This window comes from Alkalibacterium sp. AK22 (assembly GCF_000585255.1).
Lineage (GTDB): Bacteria > Bacillota > Bacilli > Lactobacillales > Carnobacteriaceae_A > Alkalibacterium.
In genome coordinates this window covers 60824-82136 of the sequence record NZ_JANL01000021.1, presented here as the reverse complement: position 1 = coordinate 82136, position 21313 = coordinate 60824, and the positions used below count along the sequence as shown (strand labels likewise).

Sequence of the window (21313 nt, the reverse complement as noted above, 5' to 3'; positions counted from 1 at the left end):
GCGAACTCATTTCTATTAGCATTTCTTCAATTATAGCATTTTAGCAGTTAAAATCATAATTGCAATTTACAAGAACTTCACTTAAAATTAGGCTAGCTATTAATACATGGACAGTGAAATGAGGCCCTCATGCGCAAAGATTCAAGACAAAACAAGAGAATTAAAAACAAATGGAGTAAACGTATCCTACTGGCCGTTTTGTTGCTTGCAGCTTTTGTCATCGGGACAGTCACGGGCTATTACGGCCAGCAAATCACCCAGCTGCTTGCTGATGTTTCCGAAGAAACGCCAGAAGAGTTAAGAGATACGTCTGAAAGTGACGAGTCAATCAGAGATAAGCGCCCGCTGTCTTTTCTAATCCTTGGACTCGATGAAGATGACGGACCCAGAAGGGCAGACTCCCTTATGGTTGCAACAATCAATCCTCAAAAAGGCACTACCAAGCTGGTATCGATACCCAGAGATACCATGATCACCCTGCCGCATAATGGTCAGATCGAGAAAATAAATGCTCTTTATGCCTATTCTCAATATGGACTCAGTGGAACGATTGATTTCCTTGAAGATTATCTTGATATACCGATTTCGTTCTACGCTACCCTCAACTTTGAAGGACTCGTTGATCTCGTGGATTCTGTTGGTGGTATTACTGTGGATTCTCCGCTGGCTTTTACCGTTCAGGATAGTGAGGAGAACATGGGCGCCATTGAAATTGAGGAGGGCATCCAGACCTTGGATGGTGAACAGGCCCTGGGTTATGCCCGAATGAGAAAGCAGGACCCGCGTGGAGACTTTGGCAGACAAGAAAGACAGCGGGAAGTCATCGAGAGTCTCCTCGACGAAATGCTCTCTTTCAGCTCTATCACCCGGCTGACACCTATTTTAAATGCCATTCGTCCGAATCTCCAGACTAATATGACGGCCTCTCAAATCATGGCCGTCGCAACCAGCTATACTGATGCAGCCGAAACAGTTGAGTCAGTTGAAATAGCAGGTACCGAAGAGTTCCACTTTGTCCCCGCCTACAATCAAGAGCTGTACTTCTTTGTCCCGGATGAAGATAGCCTGAATGAGCTTCAAAAAGAACTAAGAGCCCACTTGGAATTGGATGAGTTCTCTGTTCAGGATGACAGTGCAGCAGATTTCATTCCTCCCTTTGAAAGCGGAGATGAAAATGAGCAGGAAATTCTTGACGAACTGGATAGTTTTGACTAATGTCTTTCAATGGACAAGTTCTACCAAACTTCAAAAAAGCTGTTCACCTGCGGGAATTTATACTCATTTCCCGAGGTGAACAGCTTTTTAACTGCCTGTCAGCAAGACTCGTTTAGTTTGTTGCTTCCAGAAAAAATTCATACCGGGAACCGACATATTGGGCCCGGACATACTCAAAAGGATGACCTTCTTTTGTATAACTGACTTGCTTGAGTCGGAGGATGGGAGATTCTCTCTTGACCTGCAGAAGTTCAGCTACTTTCTCTGAAGCCCAGGTGGCCGATATAGTCTGTTCCGCACGTGCCACTTCGTAACCGCTCTTTGACAATGTACGGTAAAGGTGCTGAGTCAGCTGCTCTTTGCTGAACGGTCTGACAATCGTCTGCGGGAGTGTTGCTACCTCATAGCAAATCGGTTCCTTGTCTGCATACCGAATCCTCTCCATGACAATAACTTGTTCATCCTTACCGATAGCAAGCTTAGTTGCTTCACTCTCGCTAGCCTGTTTGGCATGATAGGAGACCAGACGACTTGACGGTGTTTTGCCCAGTTTTTCGATTGTTTCTGTAAAACTGGGGATTCCAATCAGATTTTCCTGTACTTTGTCTGAAGCTACAAAGGTCCCTGCTCCCCGCCGTCTTTCCAGCATCCCCTCATCGACTAATGAACTGACCGCCTGTCGTGCCGTCATCCGACTCACCCCAAACTCTTCTGCCAGCGCTCGCTCCGAAGGTATTTTTTCTCCTTTCTTCCAGACTTTTGAAACAATCAACTTGCGGATCTGATTATGCATTTCAATGTAAACAGGTATTTTCTTTGTCATGTTTCACCTTTTCTGTGTGCTTTACACCCGGCTTGCCGCTGCCTCATCAATAATGATAACTACATCCGGATGGGTCTGAAGAATACTGGACGGTACATCTTCTGTCACAGGTCCTCTCAATGTCTGCTCAATCGCTTCTGCTTTATTTTCGCCATAAGCCATTAACAGAATTTTCTTTGCCGACAGGATGGATTGGATGCCCATCGAATAAGCATAACCGGGGACATCTGTTTCAGATTCAAAATAGCGCTTGTTGGCGTCTACTGTCTCCTGTGTGAGTTTAACCTTATGCGTATGAGTATCAAATGAAGTCCCCGGCTCATTGAACCCGATATGTGCGTTAGTTCCAATTCCCAGTATTTGCAAGTCGATAGGATGCTCTCTGATCACCTGATTATAGCGGGCAATTTCAATTTCTTCATCTTCCATTCCATTGGGAATAAAAGACACCTTAAAGGGTTTGACCGAAAAAAGGTGCTCGTCCATAAAGACGTGATAGCTTTGAGGATGCTTGGGTGACAATCCGACATATTCATCCAGGTTGATAGCCGTTTTGTCAGAAAAATCCAAGTCACTTTTTCTGATTTCCCGGTACAACGTTTCCGGCGTACTTCCTGTTGCCAAGCCAAAAACTACCGCTCCGCTCTCATGGGCTTCTTTCACGATTTCAAAAGCTTTCTCTCCGCCTTCTCTTTTGTCTTTCACCTTAATGACTCTGATATTGTCAAATGCCTCAAAACTCATGCATAGTCCCTCCTGAAATAGTCTGTCTTATAGACAGCTTTTGGTCTAATACGATAAAATCTGCATCGCATCCGGCCTTAAGCCGACCTTTACGGTCCAATCCGAATTCTTTTGCCTGGTTGGTTGCACTCATTTGTACCGCTTCGCTTATAGAACAGCCGGTATAGGTAATCATATTTTTAAACGCATCAATAAAGGTAAGCACACTGCCCGCCAGAGTTCCGTCAGGCAGACGGGCTTGCTTATCCTTGACCCTTACAGGCTGCCCCCCCAACTCGCTTTCTCCTTCTGGCAGACCCTTTGCCCGCATCGAGTCGGTTATCAGCTGAATTCCGCCCGCACCCTTGGTTTTATAGGCCAGTTTGACCATCGGCTCCGAGATATGATAGCCGTCTACAATCATTTCTACTGCTACTTTATCTTCGAGTAAACCGTACCCACTAACACCTATTTCTCTGTGGTGCAGCCCTTTCTGGCCGTTAAACAAATGCGTGACGTGTGTTGCTGGTGAAGCCTTGAGTTGTGCATAAGTGGCTCCTGAATGTCCAGCTGAAAGGACAATCCGATTCTCTTGGCAGTACTGCTCAAATGCTTTCACGTCTCCTGTTTCAGGCGCATAAGTAATCAGACGGATGCGATTGCCACTGAGCTCCTGCCATTTTCTGAGTGTATCCAGCTGTGCCGGGCGAATAAAGGCTTCCGGCTGCGCCCCTTTATAGTCTCTGGAAATAAATGGTCCTTCAACATGAATTCCCTGAATCATCGGGTTCAACTCGGCTGCCTCCGCTATGGCTGTCAGACAGGCTTCGATTTTCTCATCAGATTGCGTGATCGTCGTCGGAAAATAAGTCGTAATGCCTTCCTGAAGCATCTTTTTGGTCATGATACTGATTTTTTCTGCATCTGCATCCATGCAGTCCACACCATATCCTCCATGGCTGTGAACATCTATGAAACCTGGAATAACAAGATCCCCTTTGATGTCAGTCACTTCATCTCCTGCAGCCGGGACAAAGTTCTGCATTTCTCCAGTTTCAACAACCACTTGATCAAAGCGAATATATCCGCTTTCAATTTCTTTCTCACCTGTAAACAAATGCGCATGTATGAATACTTTACTCACATGATCTCCTCCCGAATACATCTGACCCGTAGACAAAACCCTCTGCTGCTTACAGGCAAAGGGTTTTGTACGAAAAGTCTCTTCATCGTGCTATTTCCAAAAATCATCAAACATAGTTATAGGCAGATGACGCTTGTGTTGTGTTTTAGTGTACCAGTTTTCAATAGTCTGCTGTGCTTGCTCTGATACATTTTCTCCCGTCAGGTAACGATCAATCTCTTCATAGGTTACTCCCAAAGCTACCTCATCGGGCTGGCTAGGATTGTCGCTTTCAAGATCGGCAGTCGGTACTTTGCCAATCATTTCCTCAGGTGCCCCCAGCTCCTCAAGCAGCTGACGCCCTTGAGACTTATTGAGACGGAAAAGTGGCAAAATATCCGTTCCCCCGTCTCCATACTTAGTGAAAAACCCTGTAACCGCTTCAGCCGGATGATCCGTCCCTAACACAACCCCTGCTGCATCGCCGGCAATGGCATACTGAACGACCATACGTTCCCTGGCTTTGACATTTCCTTTATTGAAGTCACTCAATGAAAAGTCACTGGCAGACAGACTGCTTTCAATAGCATCAACAGCCGGCTTGATATTCACCCGTATCACTCTGTCAGGTGAAATCCAGTCAACAGCCGCCTGGGCATCCACTTCATCTGCCTGTTCTCCATAAGGCAGCCTGACTGCAATAAACTGATAGCGATCATCATTTTGTTCTTTTCTTAATTCTTCAACAGCCATCTGAGCCATTTTACCCAGCAGTGTCGAGTCCTGCCCTCCGGATATGCCCAAAATGAGACTGTTTAAAAAAGGATGCTTCAGCATGTAGACTTTCATAAAATCGACCGATTTTCTGATTTCTTCAGCTGGATCAATTGTCTGCTTTACTCTCATTTCCTCAACAATTATTTTCTGCAATTCAGACATCATCTCTTGTCTTCCTTTCTTATGCATGAGATTTTTAAAGGTTAAAATACAATATGTTCATCAACCTGGCTGTTCTTGGCTATTTCCTTAAACACTCTAATCGTCTCTACTTTGGCATCATACAGTTCCTGAGACAGATCGACCGGATACGGCTCCGGATTCAGCAGGCGCTTGTTTTCTTCCCACTGCTCTGACAGACTTTTCTTAGCATAATCTCTGATTGCTTCCAAAGCAGGCAGTTCATATACTCGTTTGCCGTCTACAATAATGTCCTGCAGCAGCGGACGGGCAGTAAAGTCTTCGACTGTTTTATTGATATAGGTGTACTGGGGATGAAACATGTAAAGGGACTCTTCCTTGTCGGGACGTTCGCTGTGGAGCGTGACGAGGTCCCCTTCCGGTTTGACATTATTCGCTGATCGGATTCGCCAGACCTGTTTCTTGCCTGGTGTGGATATCTTGGCCACATTGGCTGTTAACTTGAGTGTGGGATGCATCTCCTGATCTTTGCCTTCAACCGATACGATTTTATAGACTGCCCCCAGCGCCGGCTGATCAAAGGCAGTGATCATCTTGGTTCCAACACCCCATACATCTATTTTAGCCCCCTGCATCTTCAAATTCAAAATCGTTTCTGCATCAAGATCATTGGAAGCGAATATTTTAGCATCAGGGAAGCCCGCTTCATCCAGCTGCTGCCTAACTCGCTTAGACAAGTAGGACAAGTCTCCTGAATCCAGTCTCACTCCGACAAAATTAATCTTATTACCCATTTCTCTAGCGACTTTGATGGCATTTGGCACGCCCGAATCTAAAGTATGGTACGTATCTACCAGAAAAACACAGTTTCGGTGTGTTTCAGCGTAAGCTTTGAAAGCCTGATATTCATCTCGGTATGCCTGAACCAGTGCATGGGCATGCGTACCGGAAGCCGGGATGCCAAATACTTTTGCAGCCCGGGTATTGCTCGTCGAGTCACAGCCGCCAATATAAGTGGCACGTGCCCCCCACAAAGCAGCATCAAATTCCTGAGCTCGGCGTGCGCCGAATTCTAAAACGGGATCATTCCCGGCTGCACTTTTGATCTGTGAAGCTTTAGTGGCAATCAGTGTCTGAAAATTGATGATGTTCAACAAAGCTGTCTCGATTAGCTGGCAGTCAGCTAGCGGTCCTTCCACCTGGATGAGCGGCTCGTTTGCAAAAGCTACTTCTCCTTCTTTAAATGAACGCACCGTGCCCTTGAAACGCCAGTTTTTCAAGTAATCTAAAAATGCTTCCGGAAATTCCTTTATTTCTCTAAGGTAGGCGATATCACTTTCCGTGAACCGGATTGTTTCGATGTAGTTTACAACTCTTTCCAGTCCGGCAAACACTGTATAGCCCATCCCAAAAGGATTCTCTCTGTAATAGACTTCAAAAACTGACTGTTTCTCGTGGTTGCCTTTTTTCCAGTGGGTATAAATCATATTTAATTCATAAAAATCCGTGTGCAATGCCATGCTATCATCGGCATAAGTTTGGTACATGTTTTTTCCTCCTTAAAACGGGCCATTCTTCTGTATAGCAGTATAACATAATTTCTTACTTTCCGGGTGGTGTCTGATTTTTCCGGTACTTTTCCGGTAGCTCAAAGCAGCACTATAAGAGCGGATCTAGTTTATCTTTTCAGCCAGAGTCAACCAGAGGTCAACTCTTTTGCCTGTCCACTTTCAATACACAGACCCAACATAATGGTTTATCCCCCTCTTCAAAAACACAAAAAGAGCGGAAGTTAATCCACTCTTTTCCTTAACTTTCCATTCGCCTTTTTGTTGATTAGCGCCCTGTTCAGTTAATTGAGTTGTTCGTAGAAAGATCTCACTTGGTCGACCTGAGCGGTGAGGGAAAACTGCTGTCCTTGCTTTCTTAAACGTTCTCCTTTTTGCTTTAACTCACCTGACTGCCAATCAATGTATGCGGCCTCAAGAGCTTCAAGCAGACTGGCACTATCTGCCGGCGAAATCAGCCAGCCCAGGTCCTTTCTGCTTAATAAGCAGCGCACGTCCCCAACATCCGTTGCAATAACCGGCACTTGCTGTTCAGCTGCCTCCAGCAGGACTAAAGGAAAACTCTCGCTCAAAGAAGGGTGGATCATCAGATCCGACTGATGCACTCTCATTTTCAGTTCCCGACTGTTTAGCCAGCCTAGAAAGCAAACCTGATCGCTCAGCCCATAGCTGACAGCCAGCTGCTGTAGTTCGGTTTTTTCCTGACCTTCTCCGCAAATAAGCAGTTGCCAGTTTGTTTGCTCCCATTGGCTCAAAACTTCCAGCGCAAGGGCAAAGTTCTTAATAGGGTGTAGCCTGCCTATCATAATCAGAGTCAATTTCTCTGTCTGTAAATGTCCACTGATCGGATCCTTGAAGTCGATGCCATTATGTATGGTGCACACCCTGTCCGCTTGACAGCCCAGTTCAATAAGGACGTCTCGAATTTCTTCCGATACAGCAATCAGCCCGTCAGCTCTGAGCAGACTGCTTGTGTTCACCTTTTCAAACACTCTGCCAAAGAATCCGCGCTCCTTGAAATCCAGCAGTGGGTGACTGTGAACCGTTGCAACCCATTTCGCCTTGATGAGAGGCTGCAGCAGTTTCATCAGCATATTCGCCCGGGGTCCATGTGAATGCAAGATACTGAACCCTTCTTCATTGACATAACTGAGCAGCCGTTTTAGGACCAGCAGATCGTATCGGCTTTGCTGTTCAAATACTTTTACAGGTATGCCTTTCTCTCTTGCCGCCTTGGCTACGGGCCCTTCTTCCATCAGCAGCAGCTCGGCTACTGGCTGCTTTGCATTCATCTTTTCCAGCAGGGAAACGATATGTACAAGTCCCCCGCCGTATTCATTTCCGGCATTGATATGAGCGACTTTCATCCTGCCGACCCGTCCTTGAGTTGCCTGTAGACAGCCCGGATAAAGGACGGCAATGCTGACATACGCTTGTATCTTGAAGGCTGCTTCAGCAGGCGGTAAAGCCATTCAATATGCAGTTTTTGCACCAGGCGTGGGGCTCTTTTGGTTCGGCCCGAAAGAACGTCAAAGCTGCCTCCCACCCCAACAGCTATCCCATAATCCGCCTCATCAAGGTAAGCTTTGATCCAGTTTTCCTGCAAGGGAAAGCCAAATGCGACTAGAATAATATCCGGCTGAGTTTGTCTAACCGTCTCAATCATTTCAGGATCTTCGTGATTAAAATAACCATGATGATAGCCCGCGATTTTCAGACCGGGCCATTTCTTACTGACATTGTCGACTGCCAGACTGACGATTTCTTCTTTTGCACCGATAAAGTACACCCGCTTCTGATCCTGATCAGCCAATTCCAGCAAGCCCATCATCAGCTCAAAACCAGGTACCCTCTCTTTGATAGGCGTTCCCAGCCGCCTTGAAGCCTGGACAATCCCAATCCCATCTGGAGCAATAAAATCTGCTTGCAGCAAAAGGTCATGATAAGAGCGGTGATCCCTGGCATACATGACGATTTCAGGATTGGCTGTCACCAGAAAGGTTTTCTGTTTGTTTTGCATGCGCTGATACAATTCACTTAGAAAATCTCTGCGCGTCAAATTATCAAAAGGAATACCGAGAATCGTTACTTTCTTCTGCATCATTCTGTCCATCCATTCTACTGCGATATGTGCTGAGTCTGCTTGTCTTCCATTGCATGCATCTGTTTAAGAACCTTACCGTATTATTCGGAAATCGCCTGGTTTTTACCGTTGCTCTTCACCTTATTGAGTAGACGATCTGCACGGTTGAAAAATTGACTGACGGTCTCTGACGGAAGATATTCGGCCACGCCTGCGCTACTCGTGACTTCTGCAGGCTCTGAAAATTCCAGGCCGGCAAACTTCTTACGAATAGCTTCTGCCACGTGCAGTGCCTCTTTTCTCGCCACATCCGGCAAAATAATCAAAAATTTCCCTCCTGCAAAAACACCGGCAATATGTGTGTCAGCGAGGGTTTCTTTAATGACTTCGGCCGCCTGCTTAATTAGCTGATCACCAAAAAGAGGGCCAAACAGTGAATTCTGATGCACGAGATTATCTATATCAAAAACAATTAAAGAGACCGTGCTGTGCTTGCCGCTACTGATTCTTGACACGGTCTGTCCTAACTTGACAAGGATATTGGACCGGTTATACAGCCCTGTCATCGGATCACGCTTGGACTGGTTTTCCCATTCCTTATTTTTTCTCAGTAAATCTTCTTTTTCCTGTTCATGTTTGGAAATGTCAAACACAATGCCCGATAAAAAAAGCGGACGTCCATCTTCTGCACGCTGAGTAACTTTTCCTCTGTCATAATACGTCTTATAAGAGCCATCTTTAGCCCTTATCCGGTACTTGACTTCCCATACAGGAGAGGTGCCGGCCAGGTGGTCCCGCATAGCGTCCATGACCCGTTCATAATCATCCGGGTGCAGCCTTTCCGTAAAAAACTGGAAATCAACGGTTTCCGGCAGTTCTTCTTTTGTAAAGCCGAGGGCCGTGGCTTTCATCGGATTGAATGTCACTTTATTGGCTGGAAAATCCCAGTACCAGTGGCCGAGATTGCCTGTCCAACCAAAATCAAGTGAATCCTGATTTTCCTGATTAGTCAGAAGCTCTCTGTTCAGCCTCTTGACCGTCTCCAGCTCTTCTTTCAATTGCTGCAGTTCCTGCTGCTCGTCCATCATATTATCGTCTCCTCTATTTTACCAGTATAATATAGACACTTGTACATTTGTATCTCAGCCGATAACCTTTTGATGATTTTATAGACGATTTCACAGAATTGTCATCTTTGTTCCCTTTACCCCCTGCAGGCTACTGTTCTTTTTCTATGGCTATTAGCCTAATTTGCAGAGGATAGCTTTCCATGATCTCTCCTTCATACGTCACAACTACCCGGTCTCCCGTCTGAAAGTGCTGACTGTCTGGCACTGTAATGGCTACAGCGGCTCCCGAGTCTCTGATTGCCTCTTCAGCATCCGGTTCGACAATTAGCTGCTGTCCATCGACATTCGTCACCGTTCCGGAAAAATGAGCATGCTCGTCTGGCAACCCGCATCCGGCAGCTGCAAGCAGCAGAACTGTAATAAATATAAGCAGACGTTTCATTCACACACTCTCCACTCTTCAGTGTTTTTTCAGCAACAGTTGATCGATATAATGGTCTGTTGTTTTATGGATAATCATGTCTGCCCTGAAACGGGTAGGTAATATGAATTCCTCTAAGTTTTTTAAATTGACTGTGCGCCAGACATTCCGCGCCATTTTAAAGGCCTCTTCCCTGTCCCCCACGGCATAAGGATAATAGTAGTTGGTCGGGTCCTTGAAGGCCGTATGTAGAAGCAGACCGAAACGTTCCAGATACCATTTTTCAATCCGGTCCGGCTCGGCATCAACATAAAAACTGAAGTCAAAAAAATCACTCATGAATATCTTCTCGTTAGCCGGCAACTGCAGTACATTGATGCCCTCAACAATTAGTATATCCGGCTGATCAATCGTTTCAAACGTGTCAGGTACAATATTATACAGACGATGGGAATACACCGGAACCTGTATATGCCGCTTGCCACTCTTGACATCTCCCATAAAGGTAATCAAACGGTGCATGTCATAGCTTTCCGGAAAACCCTTTCTGCTTAAAATACCGCGCTTTTTGAGAATTTCATTTGGATGCAAAAAACCATCAGTTGTAATCATGCTGACTTTTTTCTTCGGATAGGCACGGGCCATCATGGTCTGAAGAAAACGGGCTAAGGTACTTTTACCCACAGCTACACTTCCGGCGATCCCGATAATGTAAGGTTCCCTAGTCTGCGGACGATCTAGCAGCTTTTTGATGTCCTTCTGCCGGTTCAAGTAATGTTTGATGTATTGATTGAGAATCTGCAGCATCGGCAGATAAATTTCTTTCACATCTTTTACAGATACTTGATCGTTTAAAGACCGGAGTGATTCCACTTCCTGGTCGGACAGGGCAATTTCTGTGTATTTGTTCAGTTTTTTCCATTCTTCCCGATTGATAATATAAAATGAGTCAGACTCTTTCATGTGGTTCCCTCCGTTTCCCGGTAATCATTCTTTACATTTTACCAAACTTTCATCCGCTTTCACAACAGATCACTGTTATTTCCTGCATATGCCCATTCATTCTTTAATGAAATTTAAAGATAAGTTGGTACGATAGGTTAGAATTCCTGTGTAAAATGCGTTATGATAAAAACGATGTTATATTTTTGTTGAAACAGAGGTGAATCATGAAGACACTGTCTAATCAAGCCGTCGGTACTGCCCACGGTAAACTCATACTTATTGGCGAACATGCCGCCGTTTATAACGAACCGGCCATCGCTATGCCTTTTCTGGCAGCTCCAGTAGAAGTAAGAGTAGAACAGATCCAAGGTGACAGCCAACTGATGTCGAGTTACTATAAGGGGCTTGTCGACACCGTTCCGGACAACCTTTTAAATTTAAAAACTTTAATTGAAACAGTCTGTGTAGATTTGGGGAAACCTTCAGACAGTCTCAGCCTGTCCATTTCCAGTCTGATCCCTCCTGAACGAGGGATGGGATCGAGTGCCGCTGTGGCAACGGCTACTGTTCGGGCGCTCTTTGCTTTTTTTGAGCGGTCTTTGGAGCAGGAAACACTAATAAAATATGTAGATATTTCAGAAAAAATTGCTCACGGAAATCCGAGTGGACTGGATGCACGAGTGACCGGCAGCCGGCAACCCTTGTATTTCAAAAAAAGTTGCCCCTATCAACCTATCAGTCTTGAGTTGGACGGCTACCTCGTTGCTGCTGACACTGGAGTCAAAGGACAGACCCGGCAAGCAGTTGAGGGGGTCGCTCAGCAGTTGAAGCAATCCTATGTCCGTACAAAAAAGCTGATTTGTCACATCGGTAAATTAAGCGAAGCAGCCAAGCTAGCCATTGAAGAGGAACAGCTCAGACAGCTGGGTGCCCTTTTAACAGAGGCACACGCCTGCCTTAAAGAGTTGAACGTCAGCAGCGACAAGCTGGACCTTCTGGTTGAAACCGCCTTAAAACACAAGGCATTAGGAGCGAAACTGACTGGTGGAGGACGTGGAGGCTGCATGATTGCACTGGCAGATACAGCCGAACAGGCACAAACTATCGCCCGTGAGCTGATGAAAAGCGGAGCGGTCGAAACATGGATTCATGCATTAGGAGAGGACTAACATGACTAACTGGGTACGCGCACACACTAACATTGCACTGATTAAATACTGGGGAAAGGCCAACGATGACCTTATCCTTCCGAAGAACAACTCCCTGTCGCTGACACTGGATGCCTTTTACACAGATACAAAAGTCACCTTTGATCAGTGTCTGGAAACAGACTTGCTTTATCTCAACGGTCAGCAGCAGAATCTTGCTGCTTTAGACAAAGTTAAAAAAGTACTGGATGCTGTCAGGGATAAAGCAGGCATTCAGACCCGAGCCCGAGTCGACAGTATCAATTATGTCCCGACCGCTGCCGGGCTAGCTTCATCCGCTTCCGGGCTGGCAGCCCTGGCTGGAGCAGCCAGTCAGGCAGCCGGCTTGGATATGCCTTTTGAAGAGCTGTCCAAGCTCGCTCGGATTGGTTCAGGGTCAGCTTCTAGAAGCATCTACGGTGGTTTTGCTGAATGGCTCAAAGGAGTGGATCACGATACTTCCTATGCTGTACCTGTAGACAAAGCCGACTGGGATATTGGAATGCTGTTCATTATTGTCAATGATGCAAAGAAGGAAGTCTCTAGTCGTGACGGCATGAAACGGACTGTCGACACCTCACCTTTTTATGAGGGCTGGCTGCAGTCCCTCGACGGCGATCTTTCGGCAATGAAGCAGGCACTGAAAGACCAAGACCTAAAACGAGTCGGTCAAATCGCTGAACGCAATGCGCTAAAGATGCACGCTACGACATTAGGTGCGCAGCCGCCCTTCACTTACTGGACGGCAGAAAGCATGACAGCGATGGAAGCAGTACGTTCGCTGAGACGTCAGGGCTATACCGCCTACTTTACGATGGATGCCGGCCCAAACGTCAAAATAATCTGTAGGCAAAGTCAGCTGGCAGAACTGAAAGACCTGCTTTCAGAACAGTTCGCTGAGAGCCAGCTTATTGAAGCTCGTCCGGGTCCCGGGATTCGCACTCTTGACCCATCTGAAGCACTTCAAGAAAAGGGAGACTAAACTGATGAAAACAGCCTGGGCTAAAGCTCCTGGAAAACTTTACATTGCTGGAGAATATGCGGTCGTTGAACCGAGTCATCCTGCTGTTATTGTTGCTGTTAATCGTTTTATTGAAGTAACGGTAACTCCGTCCGATAATAATTTCGGACAGATCCATTCAACAGTTTTAGACGGTGGTTTGGCCTCATTTGAGCGGACAGCAAATGGCATACGCATTCACGAAGAAGACCCCAAAGCTGCTGTTTTGATAGAAGCTTTGCAGTTGACCGAACTTTATTTACAAGAACAGGGCATTACTTTGCCCTACTATGATATTGTCATCCAGTCCAGCCTAGTCAGTGCGGATGGAAGAAAATATGGACTCGGCTCCAGCGGTGCGGTAACGGTTGCTGTAATCAACAGTCTGCTACAGGCTGCTTCCGTTTCTTGTTCGCCACTTCACCTTTATAAGTTGGCTGCCCTGACTCACCTGTCACTAAATAGCCGGGGGTCTTTCGGTGACCTGGCAGCGGCGAGCTTTGGCGGCTGGATTGCCTATTCAAGTTTCAACAAAACCCAAGTGCAACGACTGTACACTTGCCGGTCAGTGACAGAAGCGCTGAATGAAAGCTGGGAAGGCCTTATGATCGAGCCCCTCGCCTTGCCTGAAGAGCTTCAGTTGCTAGTTGGCTGGACCGGCTCACCTGCATCAACGGAGTCCATGATCAAGAATATAGCCCAGTCAGGCAAGCCGATGGACTACGAACCTTTCCTGGCATCGAGTAAAGCCTGCACGCTTGCCTTATTGCAGGCTTTCAAACAGCAAAACAGCCAGCTAATTATGGACTTAATCAGAAAAAATCGGGAGTTGCTGCTGGCTATGAGTCGAAAAAAGGGGATTCAACTTGAAACCCCGCTTCTAGAAAATCTCTGTAGCATAGCTGAAAACCGGCAAGCTGCTGCAAAAACATCTGGAGCAGGAGGCGGTGACTGCGGAATCGCTCTTGCCTGGCGGAAAAACCGTCCAGACCGTCTACTAGCTGAATGGGCAGCAGCCGGTATTACTCCTTTGTCTCTCACTGTTTATACCCTTAATTAAAATCTACTTACTGGAGTGTCTTTATGTCTAAAAACAATCGAAAAAATGAACATGTCTCCCTTTCCGAGAAATTTTATGCTGAAAAAGCTCCGGCTTTTAATGATATTACATTTGTTCACCATTCTTTTCCTGAAATGGATGTCAAAGACGTCGATTTGTCTGTTTCTCTGGGAGACCTGACTTTCACATCGCCTTTTTTTATCAATGCGATGACAGGTGGGAGTGACTGGACCAAGCGTGTAAATGAAAAGCTGGCTTATCTTGCCAGAGAAGCAGATCTAGCTATGGCAACTGGATCTGTCAGTGCCGCACTTAAAGATCCCTCCCAGCAGGATTCCTTTAAAATTGTCCGTCAGACCAACCCCAATGGACTGGTCTTTGCTAATTTAGGGGCCGGACACGGTCTGGAAAACGCCAAAAAAGTCGTGGATTTGCTTGAAGCGGATGCTATTCAGATTCATATCAATGCTCCGCAGGAAGTGGTTATGCCTGAAGGTGACCGTGAATTTAGAGGCTGGCTAAAAAATATCGAGTCAATTGTTGAGGGGCTCAGAGTCCCTGTGATTGCCAAAGAAGTCGGTTTTGGTATGAGCAGAGAAACCATTCGGCAGTTGGAAAGTGTTGGGGTGCAGTATATCGATGTCAGTGGAAAAGGGGGCACGAATTTTGCCCAGATTGAAAATTACAGGCGGGCGGATTTTAAGCTTGATGATCTGGAAAGCTGGGGCCAGTCTACCGTCATTTCTCTGCTGGAAGCGGCAGAAGTTTCCTCCAGTGCCCACATCATTGCCTCTGGAGGTATCAGACGTCCCATCGACATGGTCAAAGCCATGGCACTGGGCGCTTCCCTCAACGGCCTGTCGAGCCAGTTCATGCATATGGCTTTGGATGACGTTGACCAAGCGGTTGAAACAATTAAACAGTGGAAAACCGAACTCGCCCATACGATGACTTTGCTCGGTGCACATACAATAGCTGATCTGCAGCGTACAGACCTTGTCTTGACCGGTGAGACAGCAGCATGGTGTGCGGCCAGACAAATCGATATCCAGCGGTATGCTTTCCGCAGCTGACGCCTGACTAGTTCGTTAGGCTGTCAATTCTTGTGAAGTGAGGTGACCGGATATGCCAAGCAGACGATGCCTTTCAACAGCTTCGGTAAGGTGGAAAGGGCTTTTCCTGATTACTCAGTGCACATGGGGAGGACTTCAGACTCTTTTGGGGCTGATTCTGTATTTACTGCATGTCGGCTCTCCGCACGACTGGTATCACGGCTGCCTAAGAACACGCTGGAAATACTCGTCAGGCGTATCTCTTGGCCTGTTCATTTTCACTCCCTATCCTGGCTTACAGCGCCCGTCAGAATTACCGTCCGCTTATATTAGACGAAAAGATGCGTGTGCCCGTATTGCTGTCCATGAATTCGGGCACGCTATTCAGTCCCTGATGCTCGGGCCACTATATTTGCTGGTTATCGGAGTACCTTCTTTCACTTGGGCCCGTTCTTCTTATTTCAAGCGTAAACGCCAGACATACCGTATAGCTTACACTTCTCTTTGGACTGAACGGTGGGCTAATGTTCTCGGTGAACACTGGCTAAAGGAACCCGCTATCTGGAACTGACCCGGTTTTTCAAACTGGATACGCGTTTTCCTCCTGGCTTTCTAGACACCCAGTGTACGGTATTACAGGAAAAAAACAGGCTCTGCTTATTTGTCTTTTCAGAAAATAAGCAGAGCCTGTTTTTGCTTTAATTAAATGTCGAGCAAAAGCACCCATTCAGTACTGTTTCATCCCTTTTAAACTTCCTCCCCTGTGTTAAAAGACTGGCTACCGGGGCAGCTGCCTTATCTATTTATACGCCTTTTTCGACTCTCATTTATAAGTCTTACTTCAGCCCGTATGATCTGAAAACTGTCCCTAGAGTAATACCAGCAGTGCCAGGACAGAAATGCCGACCGTCATGGACCACAGCAGGCTGCGGGTTTTAATAGCCGTAAGCAAAACCAGAACCGAAGGCAGTAGGCTGAGATTGACAGTCGGGTCGATATTGAACTCCCCTTCCCAGAAAAATATGTCTGAAGCAATCAAGGCTGCAAAAACAGAAACCGGAACAAAAGTCAGCCAGCGTCTCAAGGCCGGCGAAATATCCAGCTTGCTGAACAAGAATAAAGGTGACAACCGCCATACCGGCAATAAGAAATAATGGATGCTCAAACATGTCGGCTTCCTCCTTTATGAACCTGGCTGCCAGAAATTGGGCCGCCCCGGCATATACAAGCAGGCTCATTAAAAAAATTCTCCCAAGGTAAAACCTGCATCAAAAAGAACCGCTCCAAGCGCTGCATAGCTGCTCATGACCGGAGAGCTGGCTTTCAGTCCGTTCATTACTGTTTCCTGTTTCACACTGTTCACCTCTTTCACTTCAGTCTAAACAGCACAACCTGTCCAGTCCACCCCCAATACAAAAGACTGTCTGAACAGCTCATTTCCAAAGCAATCTGATGTAGAATGTATGCAAAAAAAGGCAGCGTCTCTGCTACACCAGCTGAAAGCGGGCCTTCAGAAACGCTGAACCTTTCCCAAGCTATTTGCCTACTGAATCACATCATAAATCAAAGCGGGTTCTTTTGCTTGGTCTGACAGTATGATATTCTGGCGGACTTTGCTGACTATCTCTTCATTGATTGGCTTATTTGAATACAGAGAAGCCATGATGTCTCCTGACTCGACCGTGTCACCGACTTTTTTATGCAGGACTAGGCCGGCTGCCAGATCGATCTGGCTGTCTTTTGTTTCACGGCCGGCACCAAGCATCATAGCCGCAATCCCCAGCTGATCAGCAGTAATTTCAGACACTTTACCGCTCTTTTCAGCCTTTACATCCTGCTGGTGGGCCGCTTTGGGCAGAATATTTTCCGGCTCATCAGCCACTGCTGCCTCTCCACCTTGAGAAGAAACAAAGGTTTTGAAGGCTTCCAGTGCCTTACCGTTATGCAGATTGGCCTCCAGCTTCAAACGGGCCTCCTCCAGAGATGACGCTGCCCCGCCAAGGTAAGCCATCTGGCTTCCCAAAGCCAGGCACAACTCAGTCAGATCTTTCGGTCCCTGTCCTTTAAGCGTATCGATAGCCTCCTTGACTTCCAGCCCATTGCCGATGGCGTTGCCCAGAGGCTGGCTCATGTCTGAAATGACGGCCATTGTTTTTCGGCCCACGGAATCACCGATTTTGACCATCGTTTCTGCCAGTTCTCTGGCCTGGTCCTGGTTTTTCATAAAAGCCCCGGCTCCAGTCTTAACGTCCAAGACGATGGCATCTGCTCCTGCAGCAATTTTCTTGCTCATAATTGAACTGGCAATGAGCGGAATGGATTCAACTGTAGACGTGACATCTCTCAGCGCATACAATTTTTTGTCTGCTGGTGTCAAGTTGCCGGACTGTCCAACAACCGCCACCTTGTTCCGGTTGACTAGATCAGAAAATTCGTCCTGAGATAATTCTACATGAAAGCCCGGAATGGACTCGAGCTTGTCAATGGTTCCACCAGTATGTCCCAGCCCCCGACCGCTCATCTTGGCCACGGGCACACCGACACTCGCCACTAGCGGGGCAAGAACTAGGGTAGTCGTATCCCCGACGCCGCCTGTCGAATGCTTGTCCACCTTGATCCCTTCGATTTCCGACAAGTCGATCTGATCGCCGGATTCGACCATCGCCATCGTTAGGGCACTCCGCTCGTCATCGTTCATTCCTTTGAAATATATGGCCATAGCCATTGCACTCATCTGATAATCCGGGATAGTCTCATTCGTATATCCAGTAATCATCCATTTTATTTCTTCGTCTGTCAAGCGCTCACCATGCTGCTTTTTTTCAATCAGATCAATCATTCTCATAGTAGTCATCCGCTCCATTCATCTGTACTTGTGTAAGCCTTATTTTATCACATCTGCTAGACAATGGCGGTATTTTCAAATGAAAGATTATAAGAATATTCAAATAAACCTTCCATGACCTACACGATTTTTTAAAAGAATGGTAAAATTATAGGGGACTGTATGACTATATAGAAGAAGGAGCGTTTTCATGACCAGTCATAAACTGAACACCTTTTTAGAACACAACCTACAGGAACTGAAAGAACAGGGCCTATACAACGAAATCGATACGATCCAAGGACCCAACGGTTCAGAGATCCAAATCGATGGACAGAAACTGATTAATATGTCATCCAACAATTACCTTGGTTTTTCAAATGACCCGCGCCTGAAGCAAAAAGCCAATGAAGCCACCGATACGTACGGGGTCGGAGCCGGTGCTGTCCGGACAATTAACGGTACACAGACCATTCACGATGAACTGGAAGCAAAAATTGCTGAATTTAAGCATACAGAAGCGGCTGTCGCTTTCCAGTCTGGTTTTAACTGTAATATGGGCGCTATCTCAGCAGTGATGACCAAAAAAGATGCCATTCTTTCCGATGAACTGAACCACGCCTCCATCATCGACGGCTGCCGCCTGTCCGGTGCCAAAGTGATTCGTGTCAAGCACCAGGATATGGATGATTTACGTGCCAAAGCGAAAGAAGCAGTCGAGAGTGGTCAATATGAAAAAATCATGTACATCACTGACGGCGTCTTTTCAATGGACGGCGATGTAGCCAAGCTGCCCGAGATTGTTGAAGTGGCAGAAGAATTTGACCTGATCACTTACGTGGATGATGCCCACGGTTCAGGTGTCATGGGTAAAGGAGCCGGTACGGTCAAGCACTTTGGCCTGCAGGACAAAATTGATCTGCAGATGGGAACCCTTTCCAAAGCAGTCGGTGTAGTCGGCGGTTATGTTGCCGGCAGCCAGAACTTGATCGACTGGCTTAAAGTTCGTGCCCGTCCCTTCCTCTTCTCTACTTCCCTGACTCCAGGAGCAGCCGCTGCCTGCATGGAAGCCATCGACATCATGACCCGTTCTACGGAAGAACATGACCGTCTATGGGACAACGGGCGGTACCTGAAGCAAGGACTGAAGGAGCTGGGCTTCAATATTGGTGAATCAGAAACTCCGATTACCCCTTGCATTATCGGGGAAGAAAAACTGACTCAAACCTTCTCCAAACGTCTGACAGAAGAAGGGGTCTACGCCAAATCGATCGTCTTCCCTACTGTTCCGCGTGGAACCGGCCGAGTCAGAAACATGCCAAGTGCTGCTCATACCCGTGACCAGCTCGATAAAGTACTGGCCATTTATGAAAAAGTCGGAAAAGAACTCAACGTGATCAGCTAATCACTCTGCTGGGAAAAGGCCTCTCTCTTCTCACTGCCAGCTGACCAGGAAATAATCGGAGGATTAAACGTGAAAAAAATTATCATTACAGGCGCTCTCGGACAGATTGGTTCAGAGCTGACCTTAAAAATGCGCGAACTTTATGGTAAAGACAATGTAGTCGCTACCGATATCAGACAGCCCGAAGATTCTGCTGTCGTAACGGAAGGAATTTTTGAACTGCTAGATGTCACCGATGGCGTCCGCATGAGAGAACTGGTTGAGCAGTATCAGGTGGATACCTTTATCCATCTGGCCGCCCTTTTATCTGCTGTTGCGGAAGCCAAACCGCTTCTGGCCTGGAATTTGAACATGGGTGGCCTGATGCATGCTTTGGAAGTGTCTCGTGAATATGGACTGAAGTTTTTCACCCCAAGCTCGATCGGGGCATTTGGTCCCCAGACACCTAAGGACCAGACCCCTCAGGTCACCGTTCAACGGCCAACGACCATGTATGGGGTCACTAAAGTCAGTGGAGAACTGCTTGGTGACTATTACTTCCAAAAATTTGGTGTAGATACACGCAGTGTTCGCTTTCCCGGTCTCATTTCACATGAGACGCTGCCTGGCGGCGGGACGACTGATTACGCTGTCGATATCTACTATGAAGCTCTGAAGCATAACACTTATACATCCTTTATCGACAAAGGGACTTATATGGACATGATGTATATGCCCGATGCCGTTGATTTAATCATTCAGCTGATGGAAGCACCAGGCGATCAGCTGATTAACCGTAATGCCTACAATGTCAGTGCTATGAGCATTGCACCTGAAGATGTGGAAAGAGCGATTCAAAAGCACTTGCCTGACTTTAAACTGACTTATGCTGTCGATCCGGTAAGACAGCGTATTGCTGAATCCTGGCCAAATGCCATCGACACCTTAGCTGCTCGTCAGGAGTGGGGGTTCAAACCTAAATATGATCTGGATCAGATGACCGCTGATATGCTCACTCAGCTGAAGAAAAAAGGACTCCCAGCTTTTGTCTGAACGGTATAACTGATTTATTTCTGCTGGAACAATAAGCTCCCAAAAAAGCCTGAAACACACACGCACGGCCTACTAAGCCAGGACATGTCCTGGCTTAGTAGGCCGTGCGTGTATTTATCATGTCAGCAGAGCACTCTGTTTACATTGTCCCTGCCTGTCTGAAAAAGCTTCCTTGTTCAGCCAGTGATGTATCTGGAAAATACATGCTCCAGATAGTCCTGAAGCACACTGAATATACTGCAGATCAGCCAGTAAATACCTGCCACCAGAATGTACATGGTCATGTAGTCATGTTCCCGACCACCGACGATTCGTGCATTTTGAAAAATCTCATTAACAGTAATCATAGCCGCCAAAGACGTCCCTTTGATCACATCGAGCAAGACACTGCTCAAAGGGGGAATGGCAATTCGGATAGCCTGTGGCAGAATGATCCGTCTGACTGAACGGTAAGGGCTTAATCCCAATACTGCAGCTGCCTCCCACTGCCCTTTGTCGACCGAAGCAATGCTGGACCGGAAAATTTCTGATATATAGGCTGCCGCATTCAAGCTAAAGCAAATGATGGCTGCCGTCAGTGCACTGAACTGTATACCCGCAAAAGGAAGGCCAAAATAAATCAGGAACAAAAAGACTAGCGCTGGAGTGCCTCTCATAAAGGATACGTAGGCTCTAGCTGTCCACTGTACCGCTTTCAGTCCAGACAATCTCATCAACGCCAGGACCAGGCCGATCAGAATTCCGATAGCCGTACTGGTCAGTGCGATGCCAAGGGTACTGGGTATGCCTTGAATCAAAAAGGGCAAGGATTCCCATGCCAGCTGAGGATCAAAAATGTACTCCCACTGTATTGCTTGCATATCC

At 46.8% G+C, this 21313-nt stretch carries 21 protein-coding genes; 8 read left to right on the top strand and 13 right to left on the bottom strand.

Annotation, left to right across the window (positions count from 1 at the left end; translation table 11 throughout):
• The first annotated feature begins 129 nt into the window (after window positions 1-129).
• Window positions 130-1215: an LCP family protein gene (locus tag ADIAL_RS04510; RefSeq protein ID WP_051503716.1), complete on the top strand. Its 1086-nt coding sequence runs from the start codon at window positions 130-132 to the stop codon at window positions 1213-1215.
• A 112-nt stretch (window positions 1216-1327) separates the two neighbouring features.
• Here ADIAL_RS04510 and ADIAL_RS04505 read toward each other — a convergent pair whose 3' ends face one another.
• The 10 genes from ADIAL_RS04505 to coaA all read right to left on the bottom strand — a co-directional run bounded on the left by ADIAL_RS04505 (window position 1328) and on the right by coaA (window position 10907).
• Window positions 1328-2038, bottom strand: coding sequence for a GntR family transcriptional regulator (locus ADIAL_RS04505; RefSeq protein WP_034300592.1), 711 nt, complete (start codon window positions 2036-2038; stop codon window positions 1328-1330).
• A gap of 21 nt (window positions 2039-2059) precedes the next feature.
• The gene (locus ADIAL_RS04500) at window positions 2060-2782 is read right to left on the bottom strand and encodes a glucosamine-6-phosphate deaminase (RefSeq protein WP_197017763.1); all 723 of its coding nucleotides are present in this window, start codon (window positions 2780-2782) and stop codon (window positions 2060-2062) included.
• Window positions 2772-3905: an N-acetylglucosamine-6-phosphate deacetylase gene (nagA, locus tag ADIAL_RS04495; RefSeq protein WP_034300589.1), complete on the bottom strand. Its 1134-nt coding sequence runs from the start codon at window positions 3903-3905 to the stop codon at window positions 2772-2774. The genes ADIAL_RS04500 and nagA overlap by 11 nt, the downstream gene beginning before the upstream one ends.
• 90 nt (window positions 3906-3995) lie before the next feature.
• Window positions 3996-4823: an ammonia-dependent NAD(+) synthetase gene (gene nadE / locus ADIAL_RS04490; RefSeq protein ID WP_034300640.1), complete on the bottom strand. Its 828-nt coding sequence runs from the start codon at window positions 4821-4823 to the stop codon at window positions 3996-3998.
• A gap of 41 nt (window positions 4824-4864) precedes the next feature.
• Window positions 4865-6349, bottom strand: coding sequence for a nicotinate phosphoribosyltransferase (locus ADIAL_RS04485; RefSeq protein WP_034300587.1), 1485 nt, complete (start codon window positions 6347-6349; stop codon window positions 4865-4867).
• A gap of 305 nt (window positions 6350-6654) precedes the next feature.
• Window positions 6655-7737: a glycosyltransferase family 4 protein gene (locus ADIAL_RS04480; protein ID WP_051503715.1), complete on the bottom strand. Its 1083-nt coding sequence runs from the start codon at window positions 7735-7737 to the stop codon at window positions 6655-6657.
• Window positions 7734-8474 (bottom strand): WecB/TagA/CpsF family glycosyltransferase, encoded by a 741-nt coding sequence (locus ADIAL_RS04475; protein ID WP_034300584.1) that lies wholly within the window; start codon window positions 8472-8474, stop codon window positions 7734-7736. Before ADIAL_RS04475 ends, ADIAL_RS04480 begins: the two co-directional genes overlap by 4 nt.
• A gap of 80 nt (window positions 8475-8554) precedes the next feature.
• Complete coding sequence (locus tag ADIAL_RS04470) at window positions 8555-9541, bottom strand: sensor domain-containing diguanylate cyclase (RefSeq protein ID WP_051503714.1); 987 nt, start codon at window positions 9539-9541, stop codon at window positions 8555-8557.
• Between the two features lie 130 nt (window positions 9542-9671).
• Window positions 9672-9965, bottom strand: coding sequence for a DUF3221 domain-containing protein (locus ADIAL_RS04465; RefSeq protein ID WP_034300582.1), 294 nt, complete (start codon window positions 9963-9965; stop codon window positions 9672-9674).
• 18 nt (window positions 9966-9983) lie between these two features.
• The gene (gene coaA, locus ADIAL_RS04460) at window positions 9984-10907 is read right to left on the bottom strand and encodes a type I pantothenate kinase (protein ID WP_034300579.1); all 924 of its coding nucleotides are present in this window, start codon (window positions 10905-10907) and stop codon (window positions 9984-9986) included.
• A 206-nt stretch (window positions 10908-11113) separates the two neighbouring features.
• Here coaA and mvk point away from each other — a divergent pair, with 206 nt between their 5' ends.
• From mvk to ADIAL_RS04435, 5 genes are read left to right on the top strand one after another with little or no spacing between them, the layout of a single operon-like run.
• Window positions 11114-12058, top strand: coding sequence for a mevalonate kinase (gene mvk / locus ADIAL_RS04455; protein ID WP_051503713.1), 945 nt, complete (start codon window positions 11114-11116; stop codon window positions 12056-12058).
• Between the two features lies 1 nt (window position 12059).
• A complete protein-coding gene (gene mvaD, locus ADIAL_RS04450; RefSeq protein ID WP_034300577.1) occupies window positions 12060-13058 on the top strand; it encodes a diphosphomevalonate decarboxylase in 999 nt (332 codons plus the stop codon).
• A 4-nt stretch (window positions 13059-13062) separates the two neighbouring features.
• Complete coding sequence (locus ADIAL_RS04445) at window positions 13063-14136, top strand: phosphomevalonate kinase (RefSeq protein ID WP_034300575.1); 1074 nt, start codon at window positions 13063-13065, stop codon at window positions 14134-14136.
• A 23-nt stretch (window positions 14137-14159) separates the two neighbouring features.
• Window positions 14160-15209, top strand: a complete 1050-nt coding sequence (gene fni / locus ADIAL_RS04440) for a type 2 isopentenyl-diphosphate Delta-isomerase (protein WP_034300573.1) — start codon at window positions 14160-14162, stop codon at window positions 15207-15209.
• A 52-nt stretch (window positions 15210-15261) separates the two neighbouring features.
• Window positions 15262-15759 carry a hypothetical protein gene (locus tag ADIAL_RS04435; protein ID WP_155849177.1) on the top strand — a complete coding sequence of 166 codons (498 nt, stop codon included), beginning with the start codon at window positions 15262-15264 and terminating at the stop codon, window positions 15757-15759.
• A gap of 297 nt (window positions 15760-16056) precedes the next feature.
• Here ADIAL_RS04435 and ADIAL_RS11440 read toward each other — a convergent pair whose 3' ends face one another.
• Both ADIAL_RS11440 and ADIAL_RS04425 read right to left on the bottom strand, forming a co-directional pair.
• Window positions 16057-16353, bottom strand: coding sequence for an AzlD domain-containing protein (locus ADIAL_RS11440; protein WP_034300568.1), 297 nt, complete (start codon window positions 16351-16353; stop codon window positions 16057-16059).
• 378 nt (window positions 16354-16731) lie between these two features.
• Window positions 16732-18033, bottom strand: a complete 1302-nt coding sequence (locus ADIAL_RS04425; RefSeq protein WP_034300566.1) for a pyrimidine-nucleoside phosphorylase — start codon at window positions 18031-18033, stop codon at window positions 16732-16734.
• A gap of 190 nt (window positions 18034-18223) precedes the next feature.
• On the opposite strand from ADIAL_RS04425, the gene ADIAL_RS04420 reads away from it, so the two are divergent.
• Both ADIAL_RS04420 and ADIAL_RS04415 read left to right on the top strand, forming a co-directional pair.
• Entirely contained in the window at window positions 18224-19417 is a 1194-nt protein-coding gene (locus ADIAL_RS04420) for a glycine C-acetyltransferase (RefSeq protein ID WP_034300564.1), read from the top strand.
• A 69-nt stretch (window positions 19418-19486) separates the two neighbouring features.
• Window positions 19487-20449, top strand: a complete 963-nt coding sequence (locus tag ADIAL_RS04415) for an L-threonine 3-dehydrogenase (RefSeq protein ID WP_034300562.1) — start codon at window positions 19487-19489, stop codon at window positions 20447-20449.
• Window positions 20450-20625: 176 nt separating this feature from the next.
• Here the strand turns inward: ADIAL_RS04415 and ADIAL_RS04410 are convergent, their stop codons facing one another.
• Window positions 20626-21309, bottom strand: coding sequence for an amino acid ABC transporter permease (locus tag ADIAL_RS04410; RefSeq protein ID WP_034300559.1), 684 nt, complete (start codon window positions 21307-21309; stop codon window positions 20626-20628).
• Window positions 21310-21313: the final 4 nt, after the last annotated feature.